The organism is Psychrobacter sp. PSi21 (assembly GCF_054960615.1).
The window spans coordinates 140,310-164,381 of the sequence record NZ_JBHNYR010000002.1 but is presented as its reverse complement, the minus strand read 5'-3'; the positions used below and the strand labels follow the sequence as shown (position 1 = coordinate 164,381).

Genomic DNA, 24,072 nt, shown 5'->3' with positions numbered 1-24,072 from the left:
AGATCAAGCCAAAAAATGGCTGCTTGCTTGCGTTTTTCGCCTTGTCTATACTGACTCACTTTTGCCCGATGTCAGCCTTGGAGCACCTCGATGCCTAGCACTTCCTCTTTAGCAATTGATAACTTGCCACTGGCGTTTGGCATTATTATGGCCATTATTGGCATGGTTTTTTATACGCAAGGGCTACCGGGTAAGTTTTGGCGACGGTTTTATGCGGTATTACCGGGCATTGTGCTGTGCTGCTTTATTCCCGCCACGCTCAATAGCTTAGGGGTGTTCGCTGACGGAGTAGGGTCACAGATTTACGGTTTTACCGCCACCTATTTGCTGCCAGCCAGTTTGCTGTTGATGACTTTATCCATGGATGTGCCCAAAATATTAGGCTTAGGCTGGAAGGCGATTGCGATGTTCCTTGCCGCCAGTATCGCCATTATCATCAGTGGGCCGATTAGCTTAGGAATTGCCAAATGGGTGTCACCCAGTATGTTTACTGATGATACGCTATGGCGCGGGTTCTCTGCTGTGGCGGGCAGCTGGATCGGCGGTGCGGCCAATCAAGCGGCCATGAAGGAGCTGTTTGGGGTCAGTGATGATCTCTTTGGTATGATGATATTGGTCGATGCCACCAACGCGTCATTGTGGTTACTTGCAATCTTGGTAATGGCAAAGCACAGTGCAAAAATTGATCGATTGTTAAAAGCGGATACTGGTAGTATTGATAACGTGATCAAGGCAGTTGAAAGCTATGAGCGTGATCATGCCCGCCCAGCAACCATCAATGACTTGATGGTGATGTTTGGCTTGTGCTTTGCCATGGTGGGGGTCGCGCACTTTGTTGGTGGACAAATTGCCGCCTTTTTTGCGCCTTATCAATGGGCAGTACAATATAGCTTTGCCAGCTCATTTTTTTGGATGGTGGTCATTATTACCTTGATAGGCGTCGTTTTTTCGTTCACCAAAGTACGCCGCCTTGATCATGTGGGTGCGTCCAAAATCGGAACGGTATTTATCTTTGTGTTAATCGCCGCGATCGGTATGCAGATTAACTTGGCAGGTATTGTCTCGCAGTGGCGGCTCTTACTGATTGGCCTGCTGTGGATGAGTATCCACGTGATGATCATTTTTGCGGTTGCCCGATTGATCCGTGCGCCGTTTTTCTTTTTGGCGGTGGGCTCTAATGCCAACACAGGCGGTGCATCTTCTGCACCTATCGTCGCTACTGCTTTTCATCCGTCGCTTGCGCCTGTAGGGGTGTTTTTGGGTATCATGGGCTACGCGGTGGGGACGTTTGGCGGCTATATCAGCACCCAACTAATGCGTCTAGTAGTGGGGTAAATTGACGTCTTTTGCGCTCAGGAAATGTTTTCCAACGCTGAATAGTGTTGGTGCTAATTTGACACTCCTCTGCAAGTTGTCGAATACTATAGCTTTCTTGAAGCTTATTGAGTATCAGTTGTCGGTAGTCTTTTGAGTATGCCATATTATATACTGTAGCGGATTTATGTTTCTTTTACTATAGCTATCGTTTAAGTTAAGGACGCGCCCTAGTTTTGACATCAAATATATTAAAAATTTGCTAAAAAAGTATATTGATGTTTCTTACAATCATTATTACCCCGCTCACCACCATGATGATAAGCAGCATAACCCTAAACTGTTTGAGGCTCATGCTTGCCAAAAAATATTTGCCGATAACATTACCAATGATTGCACCTGCGCCCAGTACCAGACCATAAACCCAAATTTGAGGCGAGAGCAAACCAAAAAATGCGTAGCTACCGATTTGTACAATACCCATAAAAAAAGAGTTGGCAGTTTTGGTGGCAATAAGACGCTCTTTTTCTAATCCAGCATTCATATAAAACGGGTTGAGTATCGGACCAAGACCACCCACCAATGTGCTCGCAAATGCAATTAAAAAACCCAAAGGAATAAAGCCTACTTTTGGCATGTTGAACGTTTTACTTACTTTACCAAATTTATATTGGAAAATAGTAGAGACTAAAAACACACCAACCACGAGCTGAATCCAATTTGCATCGATACGGCTAAATATCAATGCAGCCAGCCATGCTCCCAAGAGTGCACTGGGCACATAGTATTTGGTCAGTGACCAATCAATATCATGCCAAAACAAAAAAATCCGTGAGCCATTACTGATAAAGGTCGACAGATTAATCACAGGCGGCGCAGCGGCTGCTCCAATCATCCAAGAGGTAATGGGTATCAATAATATGGCGCCGCCACCACCCGATATCACAGAGATGATAAAAGCGACGATACCCGCGATAAAGAAACCTGCCAAATGCCAATTCGGGATAGTTTGTAATACGTCTACTGTGATGGACAATGTACAATCCTCTACCATGAGTTATATTGAGCAACGACTGTACGCGATCTACAAAGATCATAGGTCAGCGAGTAGGCTGATGTGTCCAATAGAATACTTAGGTTTGTCTATTTAAAGCGGCAAAAGTAAGAAGGGTCTAGCAGTAAGGCGTGTAGAATACAAAAGGTATTGCAAGTTTTCATTTTTCAATGGCGCTAACACTTATCATCAGTCGATTTTTTGACTTTGTTGCTACACATTATCGGATGCAGATGATAAATGCTAGGATCATTTATTTTGATATTAGTTTGTCGAATGTGTGCACCTACTGCTATACATGATTTATGAAAGCCATGTGATAAATATGGTATGACTCTATTTCAGCCTAATATTTCTAAAAAATTAAGACAACGGTAAGCATGATTTTTGCTCAAAATGGAGTTTGACGGTGAAAAAGTTTGAAGAAATTTGTTTGCTTGTGATTGATGATATCAAAGCTGGTCGAAAAAAAGTCGGGGACAAAATCCCTTCCATTCGCGCGATGGCAGAAAAGTATAAAGTATCTAAAAATACCGTGGTCACGGCCTATAACATTTTACTGGAGCAGCAGTGGATCAAAGCGCTTCCCAAATCAGGGTTTTATGTCAGCGAGGATTTATCCAATACCTCGCCGCTCAACTCAGCGCCGTTTTATACAGGTATTGACCTATTAGAACAACAAATGGTCAACCAGTCGCATCACAAACCCGGTGCGGGCCGCTATCCCAAAGAATATATGGACAAGCTAAACCTTGAGCGCTACTTGGGGCAGATAGGTGACGGTTTTGGAGGTGAAAGCGCTGAGGTAGCACACTTCGACCGTGGTAATGGTGACCCAGCTGGCAATGTGTTATTGCGACGCTTAATGGTTGATATCTTAAGCAAACGGGCGCTAACAGTCGATTCGCAAAACGTCTTATTGACTTACGGCACCAATCACAGTTTGGATTTGATCATTAGGCAGTTTTTGACCAGTGGCGATCAGGTCGTCGTCGAGTCTCCTGGATACTATCCGCTATTTAGTAAGCTTGAGCTACAGCATATTGGTATCAACGCCATTAAGCGAAGCAGGTTTGGCTTGGATATCAATCATTTAGAAGCAATCATTATCAAATCTCAGCCTAAGATTTTATTTTTGCAGCCTTTTGCCCAAAATCCGATAGGGACAGATTTGACATCTCAAAACATGGCAGAGATTCAGGCATTATGCAGCCAATACAATGTGCTTATTGTGGAAAATGACCCGTTTTTATTGGCAAGAGACGGCGCTGCCAGTCATTTTTTCCATACAGAATGCCCTGTTATTTATGTCAGTAGTTTCTCAAAAACGGTATCAGCGTCAATCAGATGTGGCTTTATCGTCGCCTCTCAGTCTATGATCAAATCCCTTACGCGGCTCAAGATGATCACCGTCATCAATACTTCATCCATCATGGAAAACATACTCAACCATCTGATCACCAGCGGCGCGCTAACCAATCACTTACAAGCGCTAAAACAGCTGTCTGCTGAGAGATCAGACGCTGCCATCACTGCACTAAACAAAATCGAAGGTCTCACGCTGTATCCGCACAATCCCAGCGGTAATTTTTTGTGGTTTCGTATTCCTATGGATGACAAAAAAGCGGTCAATGCTGCCAAAGACAACAATATTTTTATCGCCCCAGGCAATCTTTTCTTTCCCTCCGATCCTGCTTATTTTGCATTACGGGTCAATAAATTTTATATAGACAAAGCCACGGTTAAGTTTATTAAAACGGTCATATTTAACAATCGTTGAATAATAATTTTGCGTATAAACGAAAGCCGCTCCTTTTCATTTTAATGGTGTTATCATCAATTTTCATCCAATAGCATCAAATGTCGCTTAAAAAAACCTCTCGTATTTCTTTAAAAGTTGCTGCTATTGACCAGTATTTTTGCCGTGCTATGTCATCAGCTATCTCTCATACCTTCCCAGTACTCACCTGTCTTGACACCAAAAAACGCCTCAAAAATGGGTACAGTTTTCTGTTAAAAAGCCATTCTGTACCCTTGGAAGCAAGCTGTACCCGTGATATTTCTATTGTAGTTGATGCCAGTGATACCCCCTATGGAAAGGCGGACTGGTAGACATATCACAAGGAAGAAAGTAAGGCTTACAAGGAGAAGGACTGTGTTGGCACTATTGGGATTTTTGACGATTTTCGTGTTTTTGGCGTTGATACTGACTAAAAAAGTATCCGTCATTGTGGCGCTGATTCTTGTGCCTGTCGTTTTTGCTTTAATCGGCGGCTTTGGCGCGGAGCTTGGCGGCTTTATGCTCGATGGTATTGTGGGCGTCGCGCCAACGGGTATCATGCTGGGCTTTGCTATTTTGTTTTTTGGGGTGATGAACAATGCTGGCTTGTTTGATCCGCTTATCTCGCGGGTATTAAAACTGGTCAAAGGCGATCCTGTCAAAATCTGTATCGGCACGGTCGTGATCGCCATGGTGGCGCATTTGGATGGCTCTGGTGCATCGACGTTTTTGATCACCATTCCAGCCCTACTGCCGCTATACAACAAACTGGGCATGAACCGCATCATACTGGCGGGGGTGGTGGCGCTTGGCGCAGGTACGATGAACATGACGCCTTGGGGCGGACCAACCGCGCGCGCGTCAGCGGCTTTAGAGGTCAGTACCGCACAGCTATTTAATCCACTCATTCCTGCGTTTTTGGCAGGCGTGGTTTGGATTTTGTTTGTGGCCTACCTTGTGGGCAAAAAAGAGCGCAAACGCTTGGGTGTTCAGGATATGGAGCACAGCCTGCATGACGAGCTGAGTGCAGAAGAGCGCAGTATGCGTAGGCCTAAGCTGTTTTGGTTTAATTTAATCTTGACGGTATTAACCATTGTCGCGCTGGTGCAAGTCTGGCTACCATTACCAATCGTCTTCATGCTGGCGTTTGCTATTGCCGTGCTGATCAACTATCCCAAACCAAATGATCAAATGGATCAAATCAAATCGCAATCGGTTGGCATGATTACCGTGGTGTCTATCATTTTTGCAGCGGGTATCTTTACTGGCATTTTATCAGGCACTGAGATGATTTCTGCGATGGCGACCGCACTGGTACAGGTCATTCCAGACGCAGTGGGCGGCTCTATGGGCGTCATTGTCGCGGTACTGAGTATGCCGCTAAGCTTGGTGTTCACGCCTGATGCCTATTATTTTGGGGTCATGCCTATTTTGGCACAGACCGCCAGTGCATACGGGCTTGACCCAGTACAGATTGGCCAAGCGTCTATGCTGGGACAAATGACCACAGGATTCCCACTCAGCCCGCTAACCGCCTCGACGTTCTTGTTGATTGGTCTTGCGGGTGTAGAGTTGGGCGACCATCAAAAGTTTGTCTTTAAATGGGCGTTTGGCACCACACTGGTCATGACTGTCGTAGCCGTGATTACAGGCGTGATTATCTAAGTCAATCATAGGGAGTAAGGTATGAAAACCATCAAAATTGGGTCTGGCGCAGGTTATGCTGACGACAGGCTAGAACCCGCCCTTGATGTCATGACATATGGAGACGTGGATTATATCGTGTTTGAATGTCTGGCTGAGCGTACGATTGCCATTGCCCAGCAGCGCAAAATGAAGTATCCCGATGAAGGGTATGACAGCTTGCTTGAGTACCGCATGGCAAAAGTATTGCCGCTTTGTGTCGATAAAAAAATAAAAATAATCAGCAATATGGGCGCCGCCAATCCTAAAGCCGCTGCCGAAAAGATTAAACAGATCGCCGAGCAACAAGGTTTGCAGGGTTTAAAAATCGCTGCTGTCACAGGCGACGATGTGTTTGCAGACATGGCGCGTTATCAGGATGAGACACTGCTAGAAAATGATCGAACCATCACAGATTTGGGTGACTCTATCGTATCTGCTAATGCCTATATTGGGGCCCAAGGTATCGTGCAAGCACTGAGCGCAGGCGCAGATATCGTGATCACTGGCCGCGCCGCTGATCCGTCGCTGTTTCTGGCACCGATGGTGTATGAGTTTGGCTGGTCTTTTGATGATGCGGACTTGATGGGCAAGGGCACTATCGGCGGTCATCTGATGGAGTGCGGCGCTCAGGTGACAGGGGGTTATTTTGCAGATCCCGATTATAAGGATGTGCCCGAGCTTTGGAATGTTGGTTTTCCTATCTTGGAGGTGACAGCAGACGGAGAATATACCGTCACCAAACTGCCAACTGCTGGTGGGCTGGTCTCTGAGGCCACGGTAAAAGAACAGCTGCTTTATGAAATCCACGACCCCTCAAGCTACCTGACCCCAGATGTGATTGCTGACTTTTCTCACGTGACAGTTACAGCCATTGATAACGATCTGGTTCAAGTATCTGGCGGAACGGGTAAACCCAAAACAGGGTTACTTAAAACTAGCATCGGCTATAAAGACGGCTATATTGCAGAAGCGGAGATCAGCTACGGCGGCTCAGGTGCGGTCAAAAGAGCCGCACTTGCAAAGACGGTTATCGAAAACAGGCTTGCTGTCCAGCATATTGAGCCGATTGAGATACGCTATGATTTTATTGGCCTGAACTCATTATATGGCAATCAGCTTGCCAGCACGGCAGAGGCCGCTGAAGTGCGATTGCGCGTGGCGGCGCGTACTGCTGATAATGTCATGGCACAAGCCATCACCCAAGAGGTCGAGTCGCTGTATACCAATGGCCCTGCAGGGGGCGGCGGTATTCGCTCAAACATCCAAGCCGTCGTGTCCATCGGCTCTATCTTGATTCCAGAAACTGACACGGACATCACCGTTTCATATTGGGAGGTTTAATAAATGAAATTACGTGAAATCGCGCATTCTCGCACTGGCGACAAAGGTAATATTTCCAACATTTCTTTGATCGCGTTTAAGGACACAGACTACGAATTGCTTAAAGATAAGGTAACGGCTGCTGTGGTCAAAGACTGGTTTCAAGACATCGTAGAAGGGGAAGTTATCCGTTATGAGCTGCCAAACCTAAATGCTTTTAACTTTGTGCTGCACGGGGCGTTAGGCGGCGGGGTGACCAAATCATTGGCGCAGGACAAGCATGGTAAGGGCTTAAGTTCAAAGCTGCTGGATTTGGAGATATAAGGTTTGAATTAAATAATCATTAGACCGTAATGGCTCTAGTATTTAACAAGCGTAAACAAAGAAAACACCAGATCCCATCGCGCAGTAAGCACAGGCCGCATGCCAGCCTTCAACCAACGACCTCTAAGCGGTTGGAACAATGGCAACGGCACATGATGCTTGGTGTATTATCTGACTATTCCCAATAACCATCAGGGCATTGTGGTAGCTCAACTAACGTGCGACGCAATGCTTCTGACCATTGATGGCGAATGGTATTGAAGTATTCATCATGCTCATCAATACGGCGACCTTGTGGCAGGGTTAAGCTGTCATTGTTATACAGCACAAAATCTATCGGCATACCGACTGATAGATTTGAGTGAATCGTAGAATCAAATGACAGCATCAACGCGCGTGCCGCATGTCGCACATCCGTATCATAGCCGACAGAACGATCCAAAATAGGTTTGCCATATTTGCTCTCACCCAACTGAAAAAAGGGCGTATCTTCTGTGGCTTTGATACAGTTTCCTTCAGGATAAATCAGGTATAGCTCAGCTGGCTGCCCTTTGATTTGACCGCCCAGCATAAACGAGCTGGTAAAGGCGCCATCGCGATTGGCATTAGCGACGGATTTTGCATGGTTCATCTTCTCACGCATACATTCACCAACCATTTGCGCCGCATCAAACAACGTCGTCACTGTATTCAGATTGCTCTCAAGACGCTGATCAATATCGTTTTGCAGTTTGTTAAACACCGCTTGCGATGTCGCTAAGCTACCAGCCGTTTGCAGCACCATAAAGCGCTCGCCCTCAATGCCATATTGATACAGTTTTCTAAATGTCGATATGTGATCGACACCAGCATTGGTGCGCGTGTCACTGGCAAAAACCATACCGTCTTTTAGACGGATAGCGGCACAATAAGTCATAAGATACCCTTGATAAAGAAAAATAGTAGAAAATAGCAAACGCTATGATAGCTTTTTGACCAATACCAAACTGTAAAGATTTTCGTAGCCGCCGCCCATCCGTACGCCGCGTACAGGCGCGGTATCTAGATAATCTCGACCAATGGCGACATACACATGTGAGTTTGGGGTAAAAGCCTGATTTGAGATATCAAAGGTATACCAGTAGCCATCCAGCCACACCTCAGCCCACGCATGACTGGCCATGTGGTTTTCGGTATCGTCGTATAGGTAGCCTGATACATAACGGGCTGGAATCTGCTGATCGCGTAGGACACTTAAAAACACATGCGTGTGGTCTTGGCACACGCCGCCACCTGTCGCAAAAGCCTCAGCCGCCGTCGTACCCACATGTGTGACGTTTTTGACAAACGGCATTTTCATGATTAGAGCATTCGCCATGGACTTTAAGCTATCATGAGTGGGGGTCTTTAGATACGGCGCGGCAAATTCGCGCATCGCTTGTGAGCATTTGGTTAGTGGGGTCTGTACAGTAAAGAGCAGGTAGGGGACATGATCCATATCCTCTAAGCGCTCGGTTTCGGTATTGATCTCAACGACACCAGACGCCTGCATTTGTAAGTTGTTGTGCGCCTCATTACGACTGAGCGTCAGCCAGTCATTACCAAAGCCATCCTTTTGGTTGGTCGCCACTTTAGGGAGCATAACATCCCATCTATGAATGGTTTGATGCGGCATTTTCATGGGGGTCATACGTATATACTGTACACTGCGCTGCGCCAGCTCATCGTAATAATAGTTGGTTTGGTGACTGATTTGAAGTTTCATAATGTCTTCTCCTTTTTCGGTTTATTCTATATGCCTTGATAAGCCATTATTATTAGTTTTTGGCTAGACACCTTCTATACACCTTGACGCAGTATGAGATTGAACTCTTTACTAATCAGCGCAAAATCACTAAATTTCTTCGATCTGATCATCTGATTGGTCAAGCGGATAAGCTCACGCCAGCGCGTATTCTCTGGCAACTCATTGATCCAGTGCTTGAATTCAAGACTGACCTCTGTTGAATCCTCACCCAACAAGACCACACGCTCAAGCTGCTCAAAACGGCGCCCTAACTGCCAAAAACAGGTTACGGTCGGATTTTCTTGTTTCATCGCGGCGTTACACGCGTGTAGCTGCAAGGTTGCCGCTCGATACGTGCCAGCACTGGATAAACGCTTGATCAAGTTATACAGCTCAGCGGTATCTTTACCAATGACGCCTTTGGCCTCTTGCACATTGTCCTCAATCGATTGCACGATATTGGGTATGATGTTTTGTTCCAAGTCAGACATCATTTGTGCGGTCATGGTGGTAAGTGATGCTTCACTATCGGCACCAAACCCTAAGTGAGTGATTAAGTGTTTGATCTGTGATTTATCAAGATCGCCTTTGATAAGTTGTTTCATGACATCGTCATAGTAATATAAACGCTCGCTATATCGGCCGAGCCATATCAAATGACTGGCGGTAGAGAGCAGCAGTATCATGGGCGCATCATCTAAACTCTCGTAGCCAGTCTCTAAGGGCTGGACGCGATCATAGTAGTTCGCATGCCCTGAAGCGTTGTTTGATGCATTGATATCGGCTGATGATAAAGACGCGCACTTACCGTTTTGCGGGCTGTCTGAATCACTGTCATCCACGATCCAAGTGTCTTTGATACCGCCGCCTTGTGATGAGTTGACAACCAAAGAGTCCTCAACCATGGCCACTCGTGTCAGACCACCAGGGACAATATCGACTGTGCCATCACCATGACTGAGAATAAAGGGGCGTAAGTCAATATGACGCGGCGCGATGCCGTCGCTCACTGCCGTGGGGTTGGTCGATAGCGAAATGGTTGGCTGAGCAATAAAGCCCGCTGGGTTTTCAAGCAAGCGTAAACGATAATCTTCGATCTCTTGTTTGGTTGACGTCGGACCGATCAGCATCCCGTAGCCACCTGAGCCTTGCGTTTCTTTGACGACCAAGTTATCTAAATTATCGAGCACATATTTAAGATCATCAGGCTTGCGGCACTGATAGGTTTCAATGTTCGGTAAAATCGGTTCTTCATCCAAATAAAACTTGATCATATCTGGGACAAAAGGATATAAGCTTTTGTCATCCGCCACGCCCGTGCCAGGCGCGTTCACAATAACGACATTACCAGCGCGATATGCGCTCATAAGCCCCGATACACCCAATATAGAGTCTGAGCGAAAGGCTAAAGGATCAATATACGGATCATCAATACGGCGGTAGATCACATCTACTTGTACCTTACCGCGTATGCCTTGCATATAGACTTTACTGTCCTCAACGATCAAGTCGTAGCCATGGACGAGGGGTACATTCATCTCATGCGCTAAAAAGGCATGCTCATAATAGGCACTGTTAAAACGCCCTGGGGTTAAGATGATGATCTGGGGGTCATATTTGGAGGTTGAGCTGGCAAGACAGGCCTTAAGACGGCTCGGATAATCGCTAATCTCCATGATAGAGGTTTCAGCAAAGATATCAGATAACAGTGTCTCTGATATCGTGCGGCTCTCCAGCATATATGAGACGCCTGAAGGGGTACGCAAGTTGTCTTCTAAGACACAAAATTTACCTGACTCATCCCGAATCAAGTCAATACCGCTGATGTGCGAATAAATCGGTTTGTCGAGCTCAATACCCATCATCCACGGCTCATAGCAGCCACTGGCATACACATAAGTATCAGGGACGATACCTGCTTTCATAATAGCTTGCTCATGATAGATGTCATGCAAAAAAGCATTAAGCGCGGTGATACGTTGTTTACAGCCTGCTTCTATTTGTTTCCATTCGCTTGCGGCAATAATACGTGGAATGATGTCAAACGGGATCATACGCTCGATGTTTTTGGCATCGCTATAGACGGTAAAGGTCACGCCTTTGCGGTAAAAAATGTTTTCTGCTTGTTCGTTGAGATAATTGAGGGCATCCATATTGATATTATCAAGCCAGTTACCAACGGCTTGTGCAACGGGACGATACTGACCTTGACTTGTTTGGAGTTCATCAAAGCTGGGTGCTCGTGATGGCGGGGTGTCTACTGAAGGGGTGGCTGCTGTCTGATTTTGTGATTGGTTTTGTGACTGCGTTTGCGATTGGCTTTGTGATTGTGCTGGGGCGTTATTATTGTCTTTCACACTTGTGTCAGAGGTGGCTGTATCCTTATTTGTCTTTTGAGTTTGACCTTTTGATAAGTCTTCTTGAGATTGGCTCTGACCCTGATTCTGGCTTTGGGATTGAGATGATTTTTTATTCATAAGTACCTCACGTATCCTTGGTAAAGTTATACTTTATGATGACTACGCGGTCTATGCTAAGCTGAGTAGCAGTTGTGTGTCGCCCAACAGGTAGTCAATCTCCTGTATGAACTATACAACGGTTACCCAGCAATATACAACAAGCGTTAAATAATAGGTTTTAAGAAATATTAATTTGATTTCAATAAATAAAACTAAACTATTGTACAAATCAGATGGTCTAGAGCAGGAGGGTGATATGGTGCAACGTGGTCGGTTTTTGGCGCTGGCAAGTGTTGGAATAGCAGCGGCTATCGGCATGACAGGCTGCGGTAATGAGCCACAGCAAGATACCGTGCCAGCTGGTAGCACGGTCATTGCGTTGGGGGATTCGCTGACCTATGGCTATGGCGCCAGCACAGAGACGGCTTATCCGACGATACTGGCTGATTTGAGTGGTTGGCGGGTCATCAATGCAGGGATGAATGGCGACACCTCTGCCGATGTGCTGGCGCGTGTCAGCGATATCACTGCGCAAAATCCTGATTTGGTACTGCTCGGTGTGGGCGGTAATGATGTGCTACAGCGCATCAATCCTGAGACCACACGTACCAATCTGGTTGCCATCATTCGCGCCTTAAAGGCGGCGGATATTCGGGTGGTGCTGATCGCAGAGCCTTACTTTAGCGTCAGTGCGTTGTTTGGGCGCGTCAGTGACAATCCAGTATATGAAGAAGTGGCGGAGGCTGAAGAAGTGCTTTTATATTCAGGTGGCTGGTCAGAGATACTGTCAGATGACACGCTTAAATCGGATAAAATCCATGCCAACGCGGCAGGTTATCGTCAGTTTGCCGAAGGGTTGTATGATTATCTACAAGAAGAGGGCGTGGCGCGCTGAGACGCGCCACGTTACACTACATTCAAACCAAACGTTATTCAACCATTGCGGCTCATACCTTAAGCAGAGGCAGGCTGCGCCAATTCAGCAATTTGCGCTAGGTAGCGCTGACCCAGCTCAGGCTCAGCAGACGCAATCCACGCCGCATAACCTGATAAGGTATCCAAGCTCTCGCCGTCTCGTAGCGCGCGGCCTACTTTCAGGTTATGAATGGCGGCGCGCAGTTGACGCTTGATGCGGCGCGGTACTCGGGGTACGCCATCACCATTGACCACCATGCCCGTCACGCTTTGCTGATTGCCGGTGCGAATGACGCGAGTCTTATCGTCATTTAAGGCAAACCCTTCCTCACGCAAGATTTTATGTACCGAGCCAAGCAGTTGTCCGATCAGCTGATTATGCCTATCAGTGGCTTTATCCGTATTTTTTGCACCTTTCGCATCATTGGCGACGTTATTGGTGACGTTGTTGTCTGGGCTGTTAGGCAAACTAAAGGTCAAGTCATCAGCGTAGCGGCTATAACGCAGACCGATTTTGTCCGCCAGTCCCGTCAAGCGGCGATCAAGATTGACGCAGACAAGGTTAGACAGCGCAGGGCTGGTGGGCGCGCCTTGCGGCAGGGCACGCTCGCCAAGTGCCACATAGTAGGTAACACCGTGCTGCTGTACCAGCTGGCGCGGCGCTTCGGTACAAAGTAGCGACAGCAAAGTGGCAATCTGTTCTGGATAACCAGCATGACGAAACACGCCTTTGATACGTCGCCAGTTGACGGTCGGGAAAAAGTTTTTGATGTCCAATTTAATCAGTATGTCGCTGTCACAATGTACCGCTGCGTTACTGACGATAGAGCGCCCACGGACAAAACCATGCGCCGCACCGTGCGTGGGCAGTTGATTTAAAATCTGCGTCAGTACCCAATGCTGTACGTATTTCAACCGCGGAATCGGTGCCCAGATATCACGCGGAGTGCCGTTGCGTTTGGCAATGGTAAAATGAGTATAAGGTAAGTTGGTCGCCACATCGCGCTGATAACACAGTCCCTTGAGCTGCGGCACGCTCAGGTTAAGCGTTTCGGCAAGCTGGGTATGCTTGGTGATCAGCGGCAGTTGGTTTTCAAGCAAGCGTTTGCTGCCATCTTTGGTGTCCCATTTGTCGGCGCTGGTGTCATCTGACCAGTAGACATGACGCCCCAAGTAGACGATGTGCTGCGACTTATAAGCCTGCCATGCTTGCTGCTTGAGCTTTTTTTCTTCAGCGGCTTCTTTTTTCAGCGCTTTTTTATAACGCTCGCGCTCTTTTGGGCTCATGTTGTCGGCAAGCGTGCGCTCAACCAAAAAGCCATTTTTGATCAGCTGCTGCTGTACATAAGCGTAGCGTCCACCTGCGGCTTCAATATCTTGCCACAGCTGCTGCCATTCGCGCTCGATGGGGGTGAGCCGCGGCTCGGGGTGGATATAGTTGGTGTGTTGCTGGGTGCTGGTCATGGGTCATACCCCTTTATTTTCGATAAAGCCTTTGGCTTCAAATCTGGCAATGTGTTGTAAAAATGCGTCGTACGCGCGCTCAGGCTGGTTAAAGACAAACTGCTGGCGGCGGCTGGTCTCATCGGCGGTGATCTCGATCAGTACCTTTTTACCCTGACAAGTGATCTGCACGTAGGTCATATCGGCGGCGCTGTTGGACGGTGCCACGGCAGTCGCGTGTGCTTTTTTGGGCGCTGAGCCGTGCGCAAGGGCAGATAAATCAAGCACATTTGCAGCGGTGCTGGTTTGGCTGATTTGACTGACTGAGTCAGCTGTCTTATGTACCGCTTTTGGACGCTTGGTGCTGCGTTTGCTCAAAGTGCGCGTGTCATGCCAGCCCATATCACCAGCTTGCGCGCTGTCATAATCTTGATAGCTGAGACGCAGGGCAATCAGATGGGCGCAGACGCCTTGGCTCAGCCGATGCTGCAAATATTGCGGACAGCTACAAGCGGCGCGGCTGACCATCCCATCAACGCCCAGCTCTAGCTGACTGTGATAGGTGCGGCGATCGGCTTTGACATGTATATCGGCGCTGATGGCCACGCCTTTGGTGGGCAGATGTTGCATGCTTAGGTTGCGCACGCTGTCATCACGGCTGACCAAGTCAAAGGCTTGTTTTTCCGCCTCGTTATGATGGGCAAACTGCGCCATCGCAAGCGGCGTTTGGGTCAGCGGGCGATAATAATAAGACTGCTTGGCGATATCGTAGCGCACCAGTCCTTGCTGCGCGCCTGACAGTAGCCACTCGCGTACTTGACTGGTTGAGATCGCAGCATCTGATTGTGTAGATAATTGCGCGGACAGACGCTCGCTAAGGGCCTCAGCGGTGCTTGGCTCATCGGCAAGGGTTTGCAATAGCGGCAATACAGGGTTGTCTGCTTGCGGCTGGTCTGTATTTAAAGCGCCATTTAAGACATCATTTAAGACATTGTGCTGCGGGCGCTTGGGCAGCAATAAATCAAAGTTCAGCGACTGTGACCAGTTTGCTTGGCTAAAGCCGGTCATGGCAAAGGTAAAATGAAACCCTTTACCCGTCAGTGTCCAATAGCTGGGCATGCCTTGACCCAGCAGTGACACACTGACGCTATCGGTATGCGGCAATAAACGCTTTAACAAACTCAAGCGGCGGCGTCCCCACAAGCGTACCAGCTTGGCTTTTGCGCCTTGATAAGGGGTTTGCTGGCGGCTGACCTGGCTGGTCACGGTGATGTCAAAGGGTTCCAAAATCATCACAGGCAGCTGCTGCGGCACCAGCTCAATCAATAAGCCGCGGCGTTTGCCTTTCACATCGGCATGCATGCGCAGCTCAAAGAGCACGTTGTATAGCGCTATCGGGTCAAGCTCAATACGGTCGTGTGCCAGCTGTCCTGCAGACTGTACTTGCAGCAGCGCGCGTATCCAGCTTTTGGGTACATTGATGCGTTTTTCGATGACTTCTTTGATGGCCGCTGTTATGTCCTGATCCGCGCTAGCGTCGGTGTCATTGCTATCATTACTGTCGTCTTGACGCTCGGACAATTGCAAACGTACCGCTTCTTGACCAATAGTGAGCGTGGTTTGTTGCTGGTCACGGATCTGCTCGATACCATCAAACAGCGCACTACTATAGTCGATACTGGTGGTTCCCAGTACGGTGCTTTGCGCTTGGTCAAACAACGCCTGATCCAAAGTAAGCTGTGCATAGCAGCCCTCATCACGGCTAAACACCTCAAAACTGACGCCCTGCTGATGTACCTGAATGATGGGATCTAAGATACAAAAGGCGAGGGGGTCGTTGTTAAACAGCCACGTAAAGTAGTCACGCTGGGCGGCAAAGAGATTTTTGTTGCTGCTGGCGCGGCGCATTTGCATAAACACAGTATAGGCGGCGCGGTCTTTTGGCACGTAGCGGTAGTCACTGCTGACCACGTCAAACAGTGCGAGCAGACTGTCTCGGAACACCAGCGGATTGTTGACGGTCGCCTGAAAGCTGACGGCATCACGATCCAGCTCGGTTGCCAGTGCCACATGCTGGGCATGCGCGCTTTGCTGCGCTGAGGTGAGGCTGACGTGACTGGGCGCGGCATACTGCATGTGCATCATCACGCCATCTTGATGATCGGCTACAGCGGTGCTATTTTGCCCCTCGCTGCTCTGTGCCTCAAGTGTCTGTTGGTTGTTATCATTGGTCATGGTGTTATCCCTCGCCCTGAGATGATTGCTGGGCTTTTGATGGCGCATTGCGGTTGGTGGTGATGCCCTGCGGTGCGGCTGGGCGTTTTTGCTGGGCGCGGCTCATGGCGCGCTGCCAGCGGCGCAGTACCTTGTAGGCCAGTTTTTGCAGATCGGCATCGGTGCGTTTGTCAGTCATCAATGACTCAAGCCATGTGCCAATGTGCGAATCATGTAGCCAGCCCAGTGCTTCAATGGCGCGCTCTCGTATGGAGGTGTCGACATCATGATCCTGTGCGCAGTGATACAGCGCGGCGGCATCCTTTGCTTTGATCCAATGCACCAGCTGCTGCTGGGTGATAGCAGGCGTGTCATTTGTGTCATTATTGGTGGTGTTGGTCGTATCATTACCTGCCAAGCGTGTCAGTAAGGTGGTCAGTAGCGCCTGATTGTCTAAGGTCATCTGACTGCTTTGCACTGCTGTGCTTAGGGTTGATATCAGATCCTCCTCAGCATTTGGACGTGCCAGCAGGGCCAGTAGCGCTTGTTGCCACCACTGGTTCACAGCCGCTGCGAGGGTGGCAATATGACTGTTGTCAGAGGCCGTCAGTTGCTCGGTTAGCCACGTAAACACCGCCGCGTTTGGCGTAGTATAGCGGCAGATGAGCCATAATAGCTGCGTCATCGTGGTGGTCACTTGCGCGGCTGCCGTGAGCCATGTTTGCTGGTGCATCATGCTTGGCTGCGTCCGCACAGTGTTTATCACGGTTTGCCACGCTTGCTGTGCGGTGCTCAGATGCGCATATAAGGTATGCTGCATCGATTCATTGAGGTATTGATCAGGGTACTGGGTCAAATAACGCAGTCCCAACTGCTGGGTTTGCGCGTCAGGATGCTCAAGTAATGCCGCCAGCTGCGTGTCCGTCATATCTGAGCTGGCAAGCAGGGCATTTTGTAGCTCGGCCAACGTCGGGGCGGACAACTGCGGGCCATAGTTGGTGATAAATGGCGCCAGCGTCTCTATGGTACTGCCGCTGATGATACGCTTGAGGCTGGCCTGTGCGGCACTTTTGATAAATACCTCATTGCTATTTTGTATCACCGCCCAGTCGTAGTCATACACCTGATCCTCACGGCAACCCCACAACTTCTGAGCGGCGCTATAGGCTGTTTTTAGCGCGTCATCATAGCGGTTATAATGCGTTAAGAGATTCAGCAACAACGCTTTGTTGTCTGGGCTGTCACGATGCGCCAGTAGCGAGATGGCATAATACTGCGGCTCAAATAATCTGCCAGCTTGTCGTTGACGCTCAATATGCTGACGGATTTGCTCCCATGCCGCGGCGGTATCGAGCCAGCGCAGACCGTTTAACCAGCGCTTGATCGCATCATTGTAAGGCAGCAGTTCAGGATTGGCGAGATTGGCTTTGAGCAATGCAAAAATCTGCGCACTGTACTCAAACTCGCCGCCCTGAGCAATGTGCCCCAAGGCCTCACAAGCCACATCTTGTAAGTAATGCTCGTCGTCTTCTGCCAGTTTGATCAGTTTGTCATAGGCTTTGTATAGCGCTTGACTGCTTTGACTGATAGCTTGGCTGCTTGTTTGATTGGCGTCCTCGCTATCAGTACCAGCATCAGCAGGCGTACGGCGCATCATCTCTCCGATCGCCAGCACGCTACGGCGGCGGATATCGCCATTATCATGATAATCAGCGGTGGCCATAAGGATGCTCAGACCCTCACTACTACCGCAATGAGCCAGTCCTTCTGCTGCCAAAAACTGCACTTGCGTTTCTTTATTCATCAGCGCTTTTTTGAGAATGTCTATCAACAGGCTTGCATCAACAGCTTGCTCATGTCGTCTTTTGGCACGGTAAGCAACCGCTTGGATCAGATTGGGCAAATATTTGGCGGGCAACTGCTCGTATGACAACAGCAGCGCGGTATCAACGCGGGCCGCTAAAACCGTAGCCGTATCGGCTTCATTGGTCTGATTGGCTTCAGGTGTTACCGCTTCTTCTTGGGGCTGGGCGTGAGTTAACGCCGCAGGTACCCATGCTAAGGCGTTCACCAGCATGCCAGCATGGTTGTAATCGCCATAGCGCATCAAAAGGTTAAACAATGACAATAAAGCATTTAGATCACGTGGATGTTGGCGGGTCTGCCAGCTTTGATCGGCCTGTTTACCAAAGTAGTCCTTAATCGGTTGATCGTAACCACTCAGGGTAATCAGCGCATCAAACAGTTGCTGGCGTGCTTGTTTGGCGTCAGGCTCAGGACTAGCAAACAGCTGCTGTAAGCGCGTTTGCAAGTGCGGTATAAGCTGCGGATCACGCAACTCGGCCATTTGCTGGTAAATACTATCGGCTGACAGTTTTAACGCCGCATTATCGAGTAAGGCAAACATCTTCGTATAAGCGGTTTGGGTGCTGCTTATCAGGTTGGCTTTATCAAAATGCGCCCATGGCGTATCCGTCGTTTGCAGCAAGCGCTGGTAGGCAGTCATCACGGTGGTAATGAGACCAAAGGCTTGGTTTTGTTCACGGCGATCTGCCCCGTCGGTGAGCAAGGCAAACAGATCAGGCAGCAGCGAGGTATCCATCAGCAGGATGTCGTCAAAATCGACCAACTGCGTGAACACCTGATAACGCGCTTGCCAATCATGACAATAACGCGCTTGTGATAAAAAGCTCAGCTTGTCACTGCGCTGCGTTTGTTCAGGCGTGGCAGGGGTGTTCATATCCATGGCAATAGGATGGTCAATCCGCACAGGCACTCGTTGCCATGCACCGATCACTTGGCGCAATAAGGGTAGGCTGTCCGTTTTGAGCGCTGCCACACTGGCTGGCAGGTGACCGACGCGCGTGTATAGCAGCTCATAGGCGGCTTCTGCCAGCACATGATGCGTGGTGCCGAGTAGCGCGACCAGTTGCTGATTGCTATCGGCGTTGATGTCGGTGCTGACGGTGTTATTGGCATTCTCAAGATTATGTGCGACCAGCCACTGTAGGCCACGGTCAATCATGTCACGATAAGTGGTGCTCATGGCATAGTCGGCTACTCTGGCTGGTGCTATGGGAAGCTGCAATAGGCTGTCCCATGCCAGCTCGCGTATCTCACTATGACCGTGGTGCAGTAGTGGCAATAGTACTCGGCTGACGCTATCGGCCCAGTCGTTATGATGCTCCTTTGCCCCCATGGTGGTAGATGGCGGCTGCGCGGCAAGCCACATCAGACCACGTATCGCCTGCGCACTGCTGCTGTGGCTGCTGTCATTGTCACGAATCACACCCAGCCATGCCCCAAAGGCCAAGGTTTGATAGGAGGTGTGGTTATTGGCGCTGGTGGAGTGCGCTGTACTGTTTTTTAAGTTGGCTTTTGGATTGTCTGTCGACTTTTGACGCTTGAACAGTGTACTTAGGCCCTGCTGCCATGTTTTTGATGGGGTCGATTGGGCATTTTGATACAGGCTCAGTCCTTCTGACTGATGCAGCCACGTTTGTATGGCCTCAAACACTTGTGTTGCGTCGTCGTAACGGTCATGCGCGAGCAGCTCTGACAAATGGCACAGCGCGCGTACGGCTTGCGTCCGCATCAGCGGGTGTTCATGCTGAGTAAAAAAGGCAAGCTGCTGCACATGTGCCACATCGACTGTCCGCAGTACAGCGAGGCGGGTGTGTTCGGTATCGCCGCTATGCGCCAGTCTTTTGAGCACGCCCGAGTGCGCGGACAACAGGTGGCTGATTTTTTGGCTTAAATGCTCGCTTAGATACGCCCATGTGGCATTGATCGGTAGGCTGGCGCGCGCCAATACATGGGCATAGACGTTGGCAGTATCATTGTCCGAAAAACTGAGCGCCTCTGTCAGCATCTCTGGTGAGGCCGTCTCGGCAGTTAAGGTGTTAAAAATCAATAACAATCTGGCTGCTGGCGCATAAGCGGCGGTTTCAAAAAGCTCACGCAATGATTTTGCATTGCTGATGCCGATACCTGCACGTGCTTGTAGCCAGTCAATCGGTCCCATCGGCTCGACCATATGGCGCAGACTGTCGGTGTTATTGCTGCCTGTCTTGCTGCTCTTGTTCGCTGCGCGGCTAAAGAAATATTGTCCGCGCGCATCCCCCCAAACGGCCAGCGCCAAGCTTGCCGACTGGCGCACGATCGGACGCTCGTCTTTTTGCCAAGTGGCCAGCAGATCGGCATCAGCGGCCGTGACGATATACATCAGATTTGGTGCCAGCGCCTTAAAATCAGCATCAGGATGGTGTAGGTATTTTGCATACCAGTCGAAGGCTTGGTATTTTTGCGGTTCAGAGAGCAGCGCGACACCCGACAATGACTCTGAAATCTGCTTGTGCCACTGCTTGTATGCGTCGTTAAATTCATCTTTTTGCGTATACACGGGCATGTCTGTTTCAAGGTATTGCTTAAATACCTCGTAAGCTTTTGCTTCGTAATGGCCCGTTTGGCTGGCAAGCAACTGGGCCACGGTCAACTGAATGTCAGGATAAGGGCTAGCAAGTGCCGCCGTGATCAACTGATCGTATTCAGCAAGCGCAACCTCGTTGCTACTGACCAAGGTTAATGCCACATTCAAAGCTTGCTGGCGCAGCGCTGTGCTCTTATCAGCAAGTAAGTGCATCAATGCAGGTAGTATAGTGCGCAGCTGCGCGGTACCCGACACTTGCTGCACGGTTTCCATAGCCACGCGCTTGATATCATCATAAGGGCTGGTGAGGGCACTTAGCATCAATGGACTAAAGCCAAAACGCTTGCTGTGTTTGCTCGCCGTTTCAAACGCTTGTTTGCGAATGGGAGCAAAGTTATCCGCAAACAATAAATCAAGCGCGGCTTGATAACGCTGCTGCTGCACAGTTGTGGCCGCTTTGGCCTTGGCCGTACTTTGTAGCAAAACGCGCTGCCATTCTTCTAGTGCCGCTTGGTGTACATCTTCAAATAGGCTCTCTTGTAGCAGCGCAATCACGCTGGTAATGGGCGCTTTTTGGCGGGTCAGTTCACGATTGATAATGACCTTGACGGCCTCTAGGCGAATACTGGTAAAGGGGTTGTTCAATGTTTGCTTGAGTATGGCGCTCAGATCTGCGGCGTCAACTGCTTTTTGATCGTTAAGCACTTGGGTTAACAAAATAGCAAGCGCCCGCTCATGAATATCCTGATGCTTTGAGGCAAAACCCACTGTCACCCATGATAAAGGGTCGTCGGTTAGTTTACCCAGCGCGGTCATCGCCACTTTTCTTACGCTGGCATCGCTGTCATCCAGTAAGGTTGGCAAGATGGTCTGACCGCCCGCCATGCGTAGATGCCCGAGTGCCGTGGCAACCCCAGCGCGAATCATGGTGTCATTATCATGATGCATAAAACGAATCAAAGTGCCAAACGCCCGTGTGTCTTGCAAGCAGGCAAGCGCATAGGCCGCGCGAAAGCTGATGTCTTCGTAGTGGTTACTGAGGTTCTGTAATAATGGCTCAAGGCTATCATTACTGAGGGTTGCAGGCGTTACGGTTTGCGCCGCATGGTGTGCGTTGTTGCCTTTTTTCTGAGGGGTGTTCTCATTGGTTGTCGCTGCTGCCTGCTCTGCTTGGGTCACAAAACCTTGAGTATCGAGAGACAGACTGAGCGATTGCCCATTATCACTGGCAGTTTTAGCAGTATTTGACGCCTCTTCTTTAAACTGTGCGCCAATGACCGTATTGAGGATCTCATTACCGTCCGTGCTGCTTTTGTCATCACGGTCACGTCCTGCATCAAAGATCGTGCCACGCAATAAGCGAAAATCATCAAAATCAGTCAACGTACGTAGCAGCTGCGCGTCACCCAGTGCTTCGGCTTGCTGCTTTAATGCCTCAATCAGCTCAGGCTGGGACAACAACGTCACGTAAAAGGCGGTTTGGCGAATGTCAGCCCGACGATGGCTTTGCAGCAGCATCAGCTGACGTGATACTTCTGGATGTCCCAGCAGGCCGCGCTGATAAAGACGAATGAGACCCGCTTGGATAACATCGGCCTGCTGACTGTCCAGTGCCATTAAGTCGGCTCTGGGGCTATTGTCTGCAATCAAGCGCTCAAGTGACGCCAGTGCCTGCCTGCGAATCGGTAACAGCTGGTGCGACAAGGCGTCTTGCAAAATAGCCAATACGCGCGGCTGGTCATCCACATTATGCAAAGCCGCTTTGAGATAGCCTTGTAATGCGGCAGCAACCACGTCTTCATAACGGCTCTCAAGGGCGCGCTCAAGATAAGCGGGCAAGCCTTGATGACCAATGTTAGTCCTTGTCTTATCGGCTGCTTCGGCCAAGGCATTAAAGGCAGTCAGGCGGATGCTACTGGCACGCGCTGAGCTGAGCTGCGCCTCAAGTAGCGGCAGGCGAGCCTCTAGCGTCGTGCTTGCCAGCCACTGTGTCAGCTGCAAGGCGCGGCTGGTGGTCAATCCTTGTTTGTTGTTTTGCTTATTGGTTTGACTGTCAAGCAGACGGCTGACCAGTCCTAGCGTTTGTCCATCCGCTTGGCTATCAAGCAGCGTCATTGCTTCGTTAAAGGCCGCTTCACTGTTATGACTGTTGTCCGTAAGCAGCTGCTGGATGCGCTGGTAGCCATCCTCGATGACATGAGCAACTGCTGACAGCTTGCTATTTTGCGCCGCCTCAATAGGCACAAAGCGTATACTTTGATCCGTGCCAATGGCTAACAGGGCGGGCTTTTCTGCATAACGGCTATAGGTGAGCAGCTGCGTTTTATTGAGATTTTCTTTGCAGGTGCTGGGCTGGCCTTTATCAAAGGCCCATGACTTGATACTGCGATCATCGGCTGCGGTAAATAGACGGGTGTCAGAAACATTAAGCGCGGTGATCATCTGACTGTGACCACTGGACTTGGCCCGATCAATGGCGTGCAGCTCACCTTGTACATGCGTGCGGTAGAGCTGCTTGTCGGTGCCTGCTGAAAAGAAATACTGACTGACCGGCTCAAAGCACAGCGCGTTGACGCGCCCTTGGTGTAGCGGCTTACTGCTGCTGTGTATCAGCTGCTGAGTGTCACTGAGCCACTGATAGCTGCTGATCATGCCCGCGTCATCACCGACGACCAGCCATTCGCCATCACTGGCGCTGGCCATGGCGGTTGCTGACTGACGTGATTCACTATGGACATCAGGGTAAGACTGGACAATGGGCGCTACTGCCGTTTGGTTGTTATCTTGAGTATCGTCGCTCAGATCGCTCGGGTCGCCCAGATTGTTTAGCGGGTAGATGACAATGTGTTTGGGATAGAGTACGGCGATGGCTTGCTGTAGCAGTTGTATACCAACAGCTTGCGGCTTGTCAGCAGTCAATGCAGCGTCATTATCGGTACTATCGGCGGAACTTGGCAGTACTGTGAGCAAAGACTTGCTGCTGATCTGGGTTATTTTCTCTGCTTGCCAATCCGTTTGGTACAGATGACCGTCCACGCCCAACAGGATAATGCGATCATCGGCTGTCTGAGTAATGGCGTCCATGGCGCAGGGTAGTGCGGCGGTCGATAAGCTGACTTGCTCGCCTACATTGTCGAGTCGATATAAAACGAGGCGACTGGTATCGACGTGCTCAGTTTGTTCAGTGTGGGTTACCGTAGGCATGCGGGTGATAAAAAGGCTACGGTCAACCGATGTTTTTTCTTTTTTGGTTGCTGTGTCTGCTGGCTGTCTGCTGACCAAGCCAATAATATGGCCCCAATAGGGCAGTGTGATGGTTTTCATGGCATATTCTCAATTAAAAAAGCGTCGTATGGAGATAATCCGTTG

General features: G+C 49.4%; 13 protein-coding genes and 1 pseudogene. 6 read left to right on the top strand and 8 right to left on the bottom strand.

Annotated features, from left to right (window positions below):
* The first annotated feature begins 90 nt into the window (after positions 1–90).
* Positions 91–1,335, top strand: coding sequence for a DUF819 family protein (locus tag ACFI32_RS02650; RefSeq protein WP_462624952.1), 1,245 nt, complete (start codon positions 91–93; stop codon positions 1,333–1,335).
* On the opposite strand, the gene ACFI32_RS02645 is transcribed toward ACFI32_RS02650, so the two are convergent.
* Together ACFI32_RS02645 and ACFI32_RS02640 are read right to left on the bottom strand one after the other, a co-directional pair.
* Positions 1,301–1,480, bottom strand: coding sequence for a helix-turn-helix domain-containing protein (locus ACFI32_RS02645; RefSeq protein WP_462624951.1), 180 nt, complete (start codon positions 1,478–1,480; stop codon positions 1,301–1,303). The two genes, ACFI32_RS02650 and ACFI32_RS02645, sit on opposite strands and share 35 nt — an antisense overlap.
* Before the next feature lie 96 nt (positions 1,481–1,576).
* Entirely contained in the window at positions 1,577–2,350 is a 774-nt protein-coding gene (locus tag ACFI32_RS02640) for a sulfite exporter TauE/SafE family protein (RefSeq protein WP_462624950.1), read from the bottom strand.
* Positions 2,351–2,777: 427 nt separating this feature from the next.
* Here ACFI32_RS02640 and ACFI32_RS02635 point away from each other — a divergent pair, with 427 nt between their 5' ends.
* From ACFI32_RS02635 to ACFI32_RS02620, 4 genes are all read left to right on the top strand, one after another.
* The gene (locus tag ACFI32_RS02635; RefSeq protein WP_462624949.1) at positions 2,778–4,148 is read left to right on the top strand and encodes an aminotransferase-like domain-containing protein; all 1,371 of its coding nucleotides are present in this window, start codon (positions 2,778–2,780) and stop codon (positions 4,146–4,148) included.
* A gap of 375 nt (positions 4,149–4,523) precedes the next feature.
* Positions 4,524–5,813 (top strand): CitMHS family transporter, encoded by a 1,290-nt coding sequence (locus ACFI32_RS02630; protein ID WP_462624948.1) that lies wholly within the window; start codon positions 4,524–4,526, stop codon positions 5,811–5,813.
* Positions 5,814–5,834: 21 nt separating this feature from the next.
* Positions 5,835–7,175 carry an acyclic terpene utilization AtuA family protein gene (locus tag ACFI32_RS02625; protein WP_462624947.1) on the top strand — a complete coding sequence of 447 codons (1,341 nt, stop codon included), beginning with the start codon at positions 5,835–5,837 and terminating at the stop codon, positions 7,173–7,175.
* A 3-nt stretch (positions 7,176–7,178) separates the two neighbouring features.
* The gene (locus ACFI32_RS02620; protein ID WP_462624946.1) at positions 7,179–7,478 is read left to right on the top strand and encodes an AtuA-related protein; all 300 of its coding nucleotides are present in this window, start codon (positions 7,179–7,181) and stop codon (positions 7,476–7,478) included.
* 175 nt (positions 7,479–7,653) lie between these two features.
* Here the strand turns inward: ACFI32_RS02620 and ACFI32_RS02615 are convergent, their stop codons facing one another.
* The 3 genes and pseudogenes from ACFI32_RS02615 to ACFI32_RS02605 all read right to left on the bottom strand — a co-directional run.
* Positions 7,654–8,394, bottom strand: coding sequence for a peptidase (locus ACFI32_RS02615; protein ID WP_462624945.1), 741 nt, complete (start codon positions 8,392–8,394; stop codon positions 7,654–7,656).
* 42 nt (positions 8,395–8,436) lie between these two features.
* On the bottom strand, positions 8,437–9,222 hold the full coding sequence (locus ACFI32_RS02610) for a transglutaminase family protein (protein WP_462624944.1): 786 nt from the start codon (positions 9,220–9,222) through the stop codon (positions 8,437–8,439).
* A gap of 845 nt (positions 9,223–10,067) precedes the next feature.
* Positions 10,068–11,600 (bottom strand): annotated as a pseudogene (locus ACFI32_RS02605) (circularly permuted type 2 ATP-grasp protein); the annotation flags it as partial.
* Positions 11,601–11,958: 358 nt separating this feature from the next.
* On the opposite strand from ACFI32_RS02605, the gene ACFI32_RS02600 reads away from it, so the two are divergent.
* A complete protein-coding gene (locus tag ACFI32_RS02600) occupies positions 11,959–12,597 on the top strand; it encodes a GDSL-type esterase/lipase family protein (RefSeq protein WP_462624943.1) in 639 nt (212 codons plus the stop codon).
* A gap of 59 nt (positions 12,598–12,656) precedes the next feature.
* On the opposite strand, the gene ACFI32_RS02595 is transcribed toward ACFI32_RS02600, so the two are convergent.
* Genes ACFI32_RS02595 through ACFI32_RS02585 form a run of 3 tightly spaced genes read right to left on the bottom strand, consistent with a single transcriptional unit; the run spans position 12,657 to position 24,027 of the window.
* Entirely contained in the window at positions 12,657–14,081 is a 1,425-nt protein-coding gene (locus ACFI32_RS02595; RefSeq protein WP_462624942.1) for a reverse transcriptase family protein, read from the bottom strand.
* A 3-nt stretch (positions 14,082–14,084) separates the two neighbouring features.
* A complete protein-coding gene (locus ACFI32_RS02590) occupies positions 14,085–16,295 on the bottom strand; it encodes a hypothetical protein (protein WP_462624941.1) in 2,211 nt (736 codons plus the stop codon).
* A gap of 4 nt (positions 16,296–16,299) precedes the next feature.
* The gene (locus ACFI32_RS02585; RefSeq protein WP_462624940.1) at positions 16,300–24,027 is read right to left on the bottom strand and encodes a HEAT repeat domain-containing protein; all 7,728 of its coding nucleotides are present in this window, start codon (positions 24,025–24,027) and stop codon (positions 16,300–16,302) included.
* Between the last annotated feature and the right edge of the window lie 45 nt (positions 24,028–24,072).

Coding starts and splice junctions, on each gene's coding strand:
- ACFI32_RS02615 (WP_462624945.1), bottom strand. CDS start 8,394: ATGACTTATTGTGCCGCTATCCGTCTAAAAGACGGTATGGTTTTTGCC.
- ACFI32_RS02590 (WP_462624941.1), bottom strand. CDS start 16,295: ATGACCAATGATAACAACCAACAGACACTTGAGGCACAGAGCAGCGAG.
- ACFI32_RS02585 (WP_462624940.1), bottom strand. CDS start 24,027: ATGAAAACCATCACACTGCCCTATTGGGGCCATATTATTGGCTTGGTC.
- ACFI32_RS02620 (WP_462624946.1), top strand. CDS start 7,179: ATGAAATTACGTGAAATCGCGCATTCTCGCACTGGCGACAAAGGTAAT.
- ACFI32_RS02645 (WP_462624951.1), bottom strand. CDS start 1,480: ATGGCATACTCAAAAGACTACCGACAACTGATACTCAATAAGCTTCAA.
- ACFI32_RS02650 (WP_462624952.1), top strand. CDS start 91: ATGCCTAGCACTTCCTCTTTAGCAATTGATAACTTGCCACTGGCGTTT.
- ACFI32_RS02610 (WP_462624944.1), bottom strand. CDS start 9,222: ATGAAACTTCAAATCAGTCACCAAACCAACTATTATTACGATGAGCTG.
- ACFI32_RS02595 (WP_462624942.1), bottom strand. CDS start 14,081: ATGACCAGCACCCAGCAACACACCAACTATATCCACCCCGAGCCGCGG.
- ACFI32_RS02625 (WP_462624947.1), top strand. CDS start 5,835: ATGAAAACCATCAAAATTGGGTCTGGCGCAGGTTATGCTGACGACAGG.
- ACFI32_RS02600 (WP_462624943.1), top strand. CDS start 11,959: ATGGTGCAACGTGGTCGGTTTTTGGCGCTGGCAAGTGTTGGAATAGCA.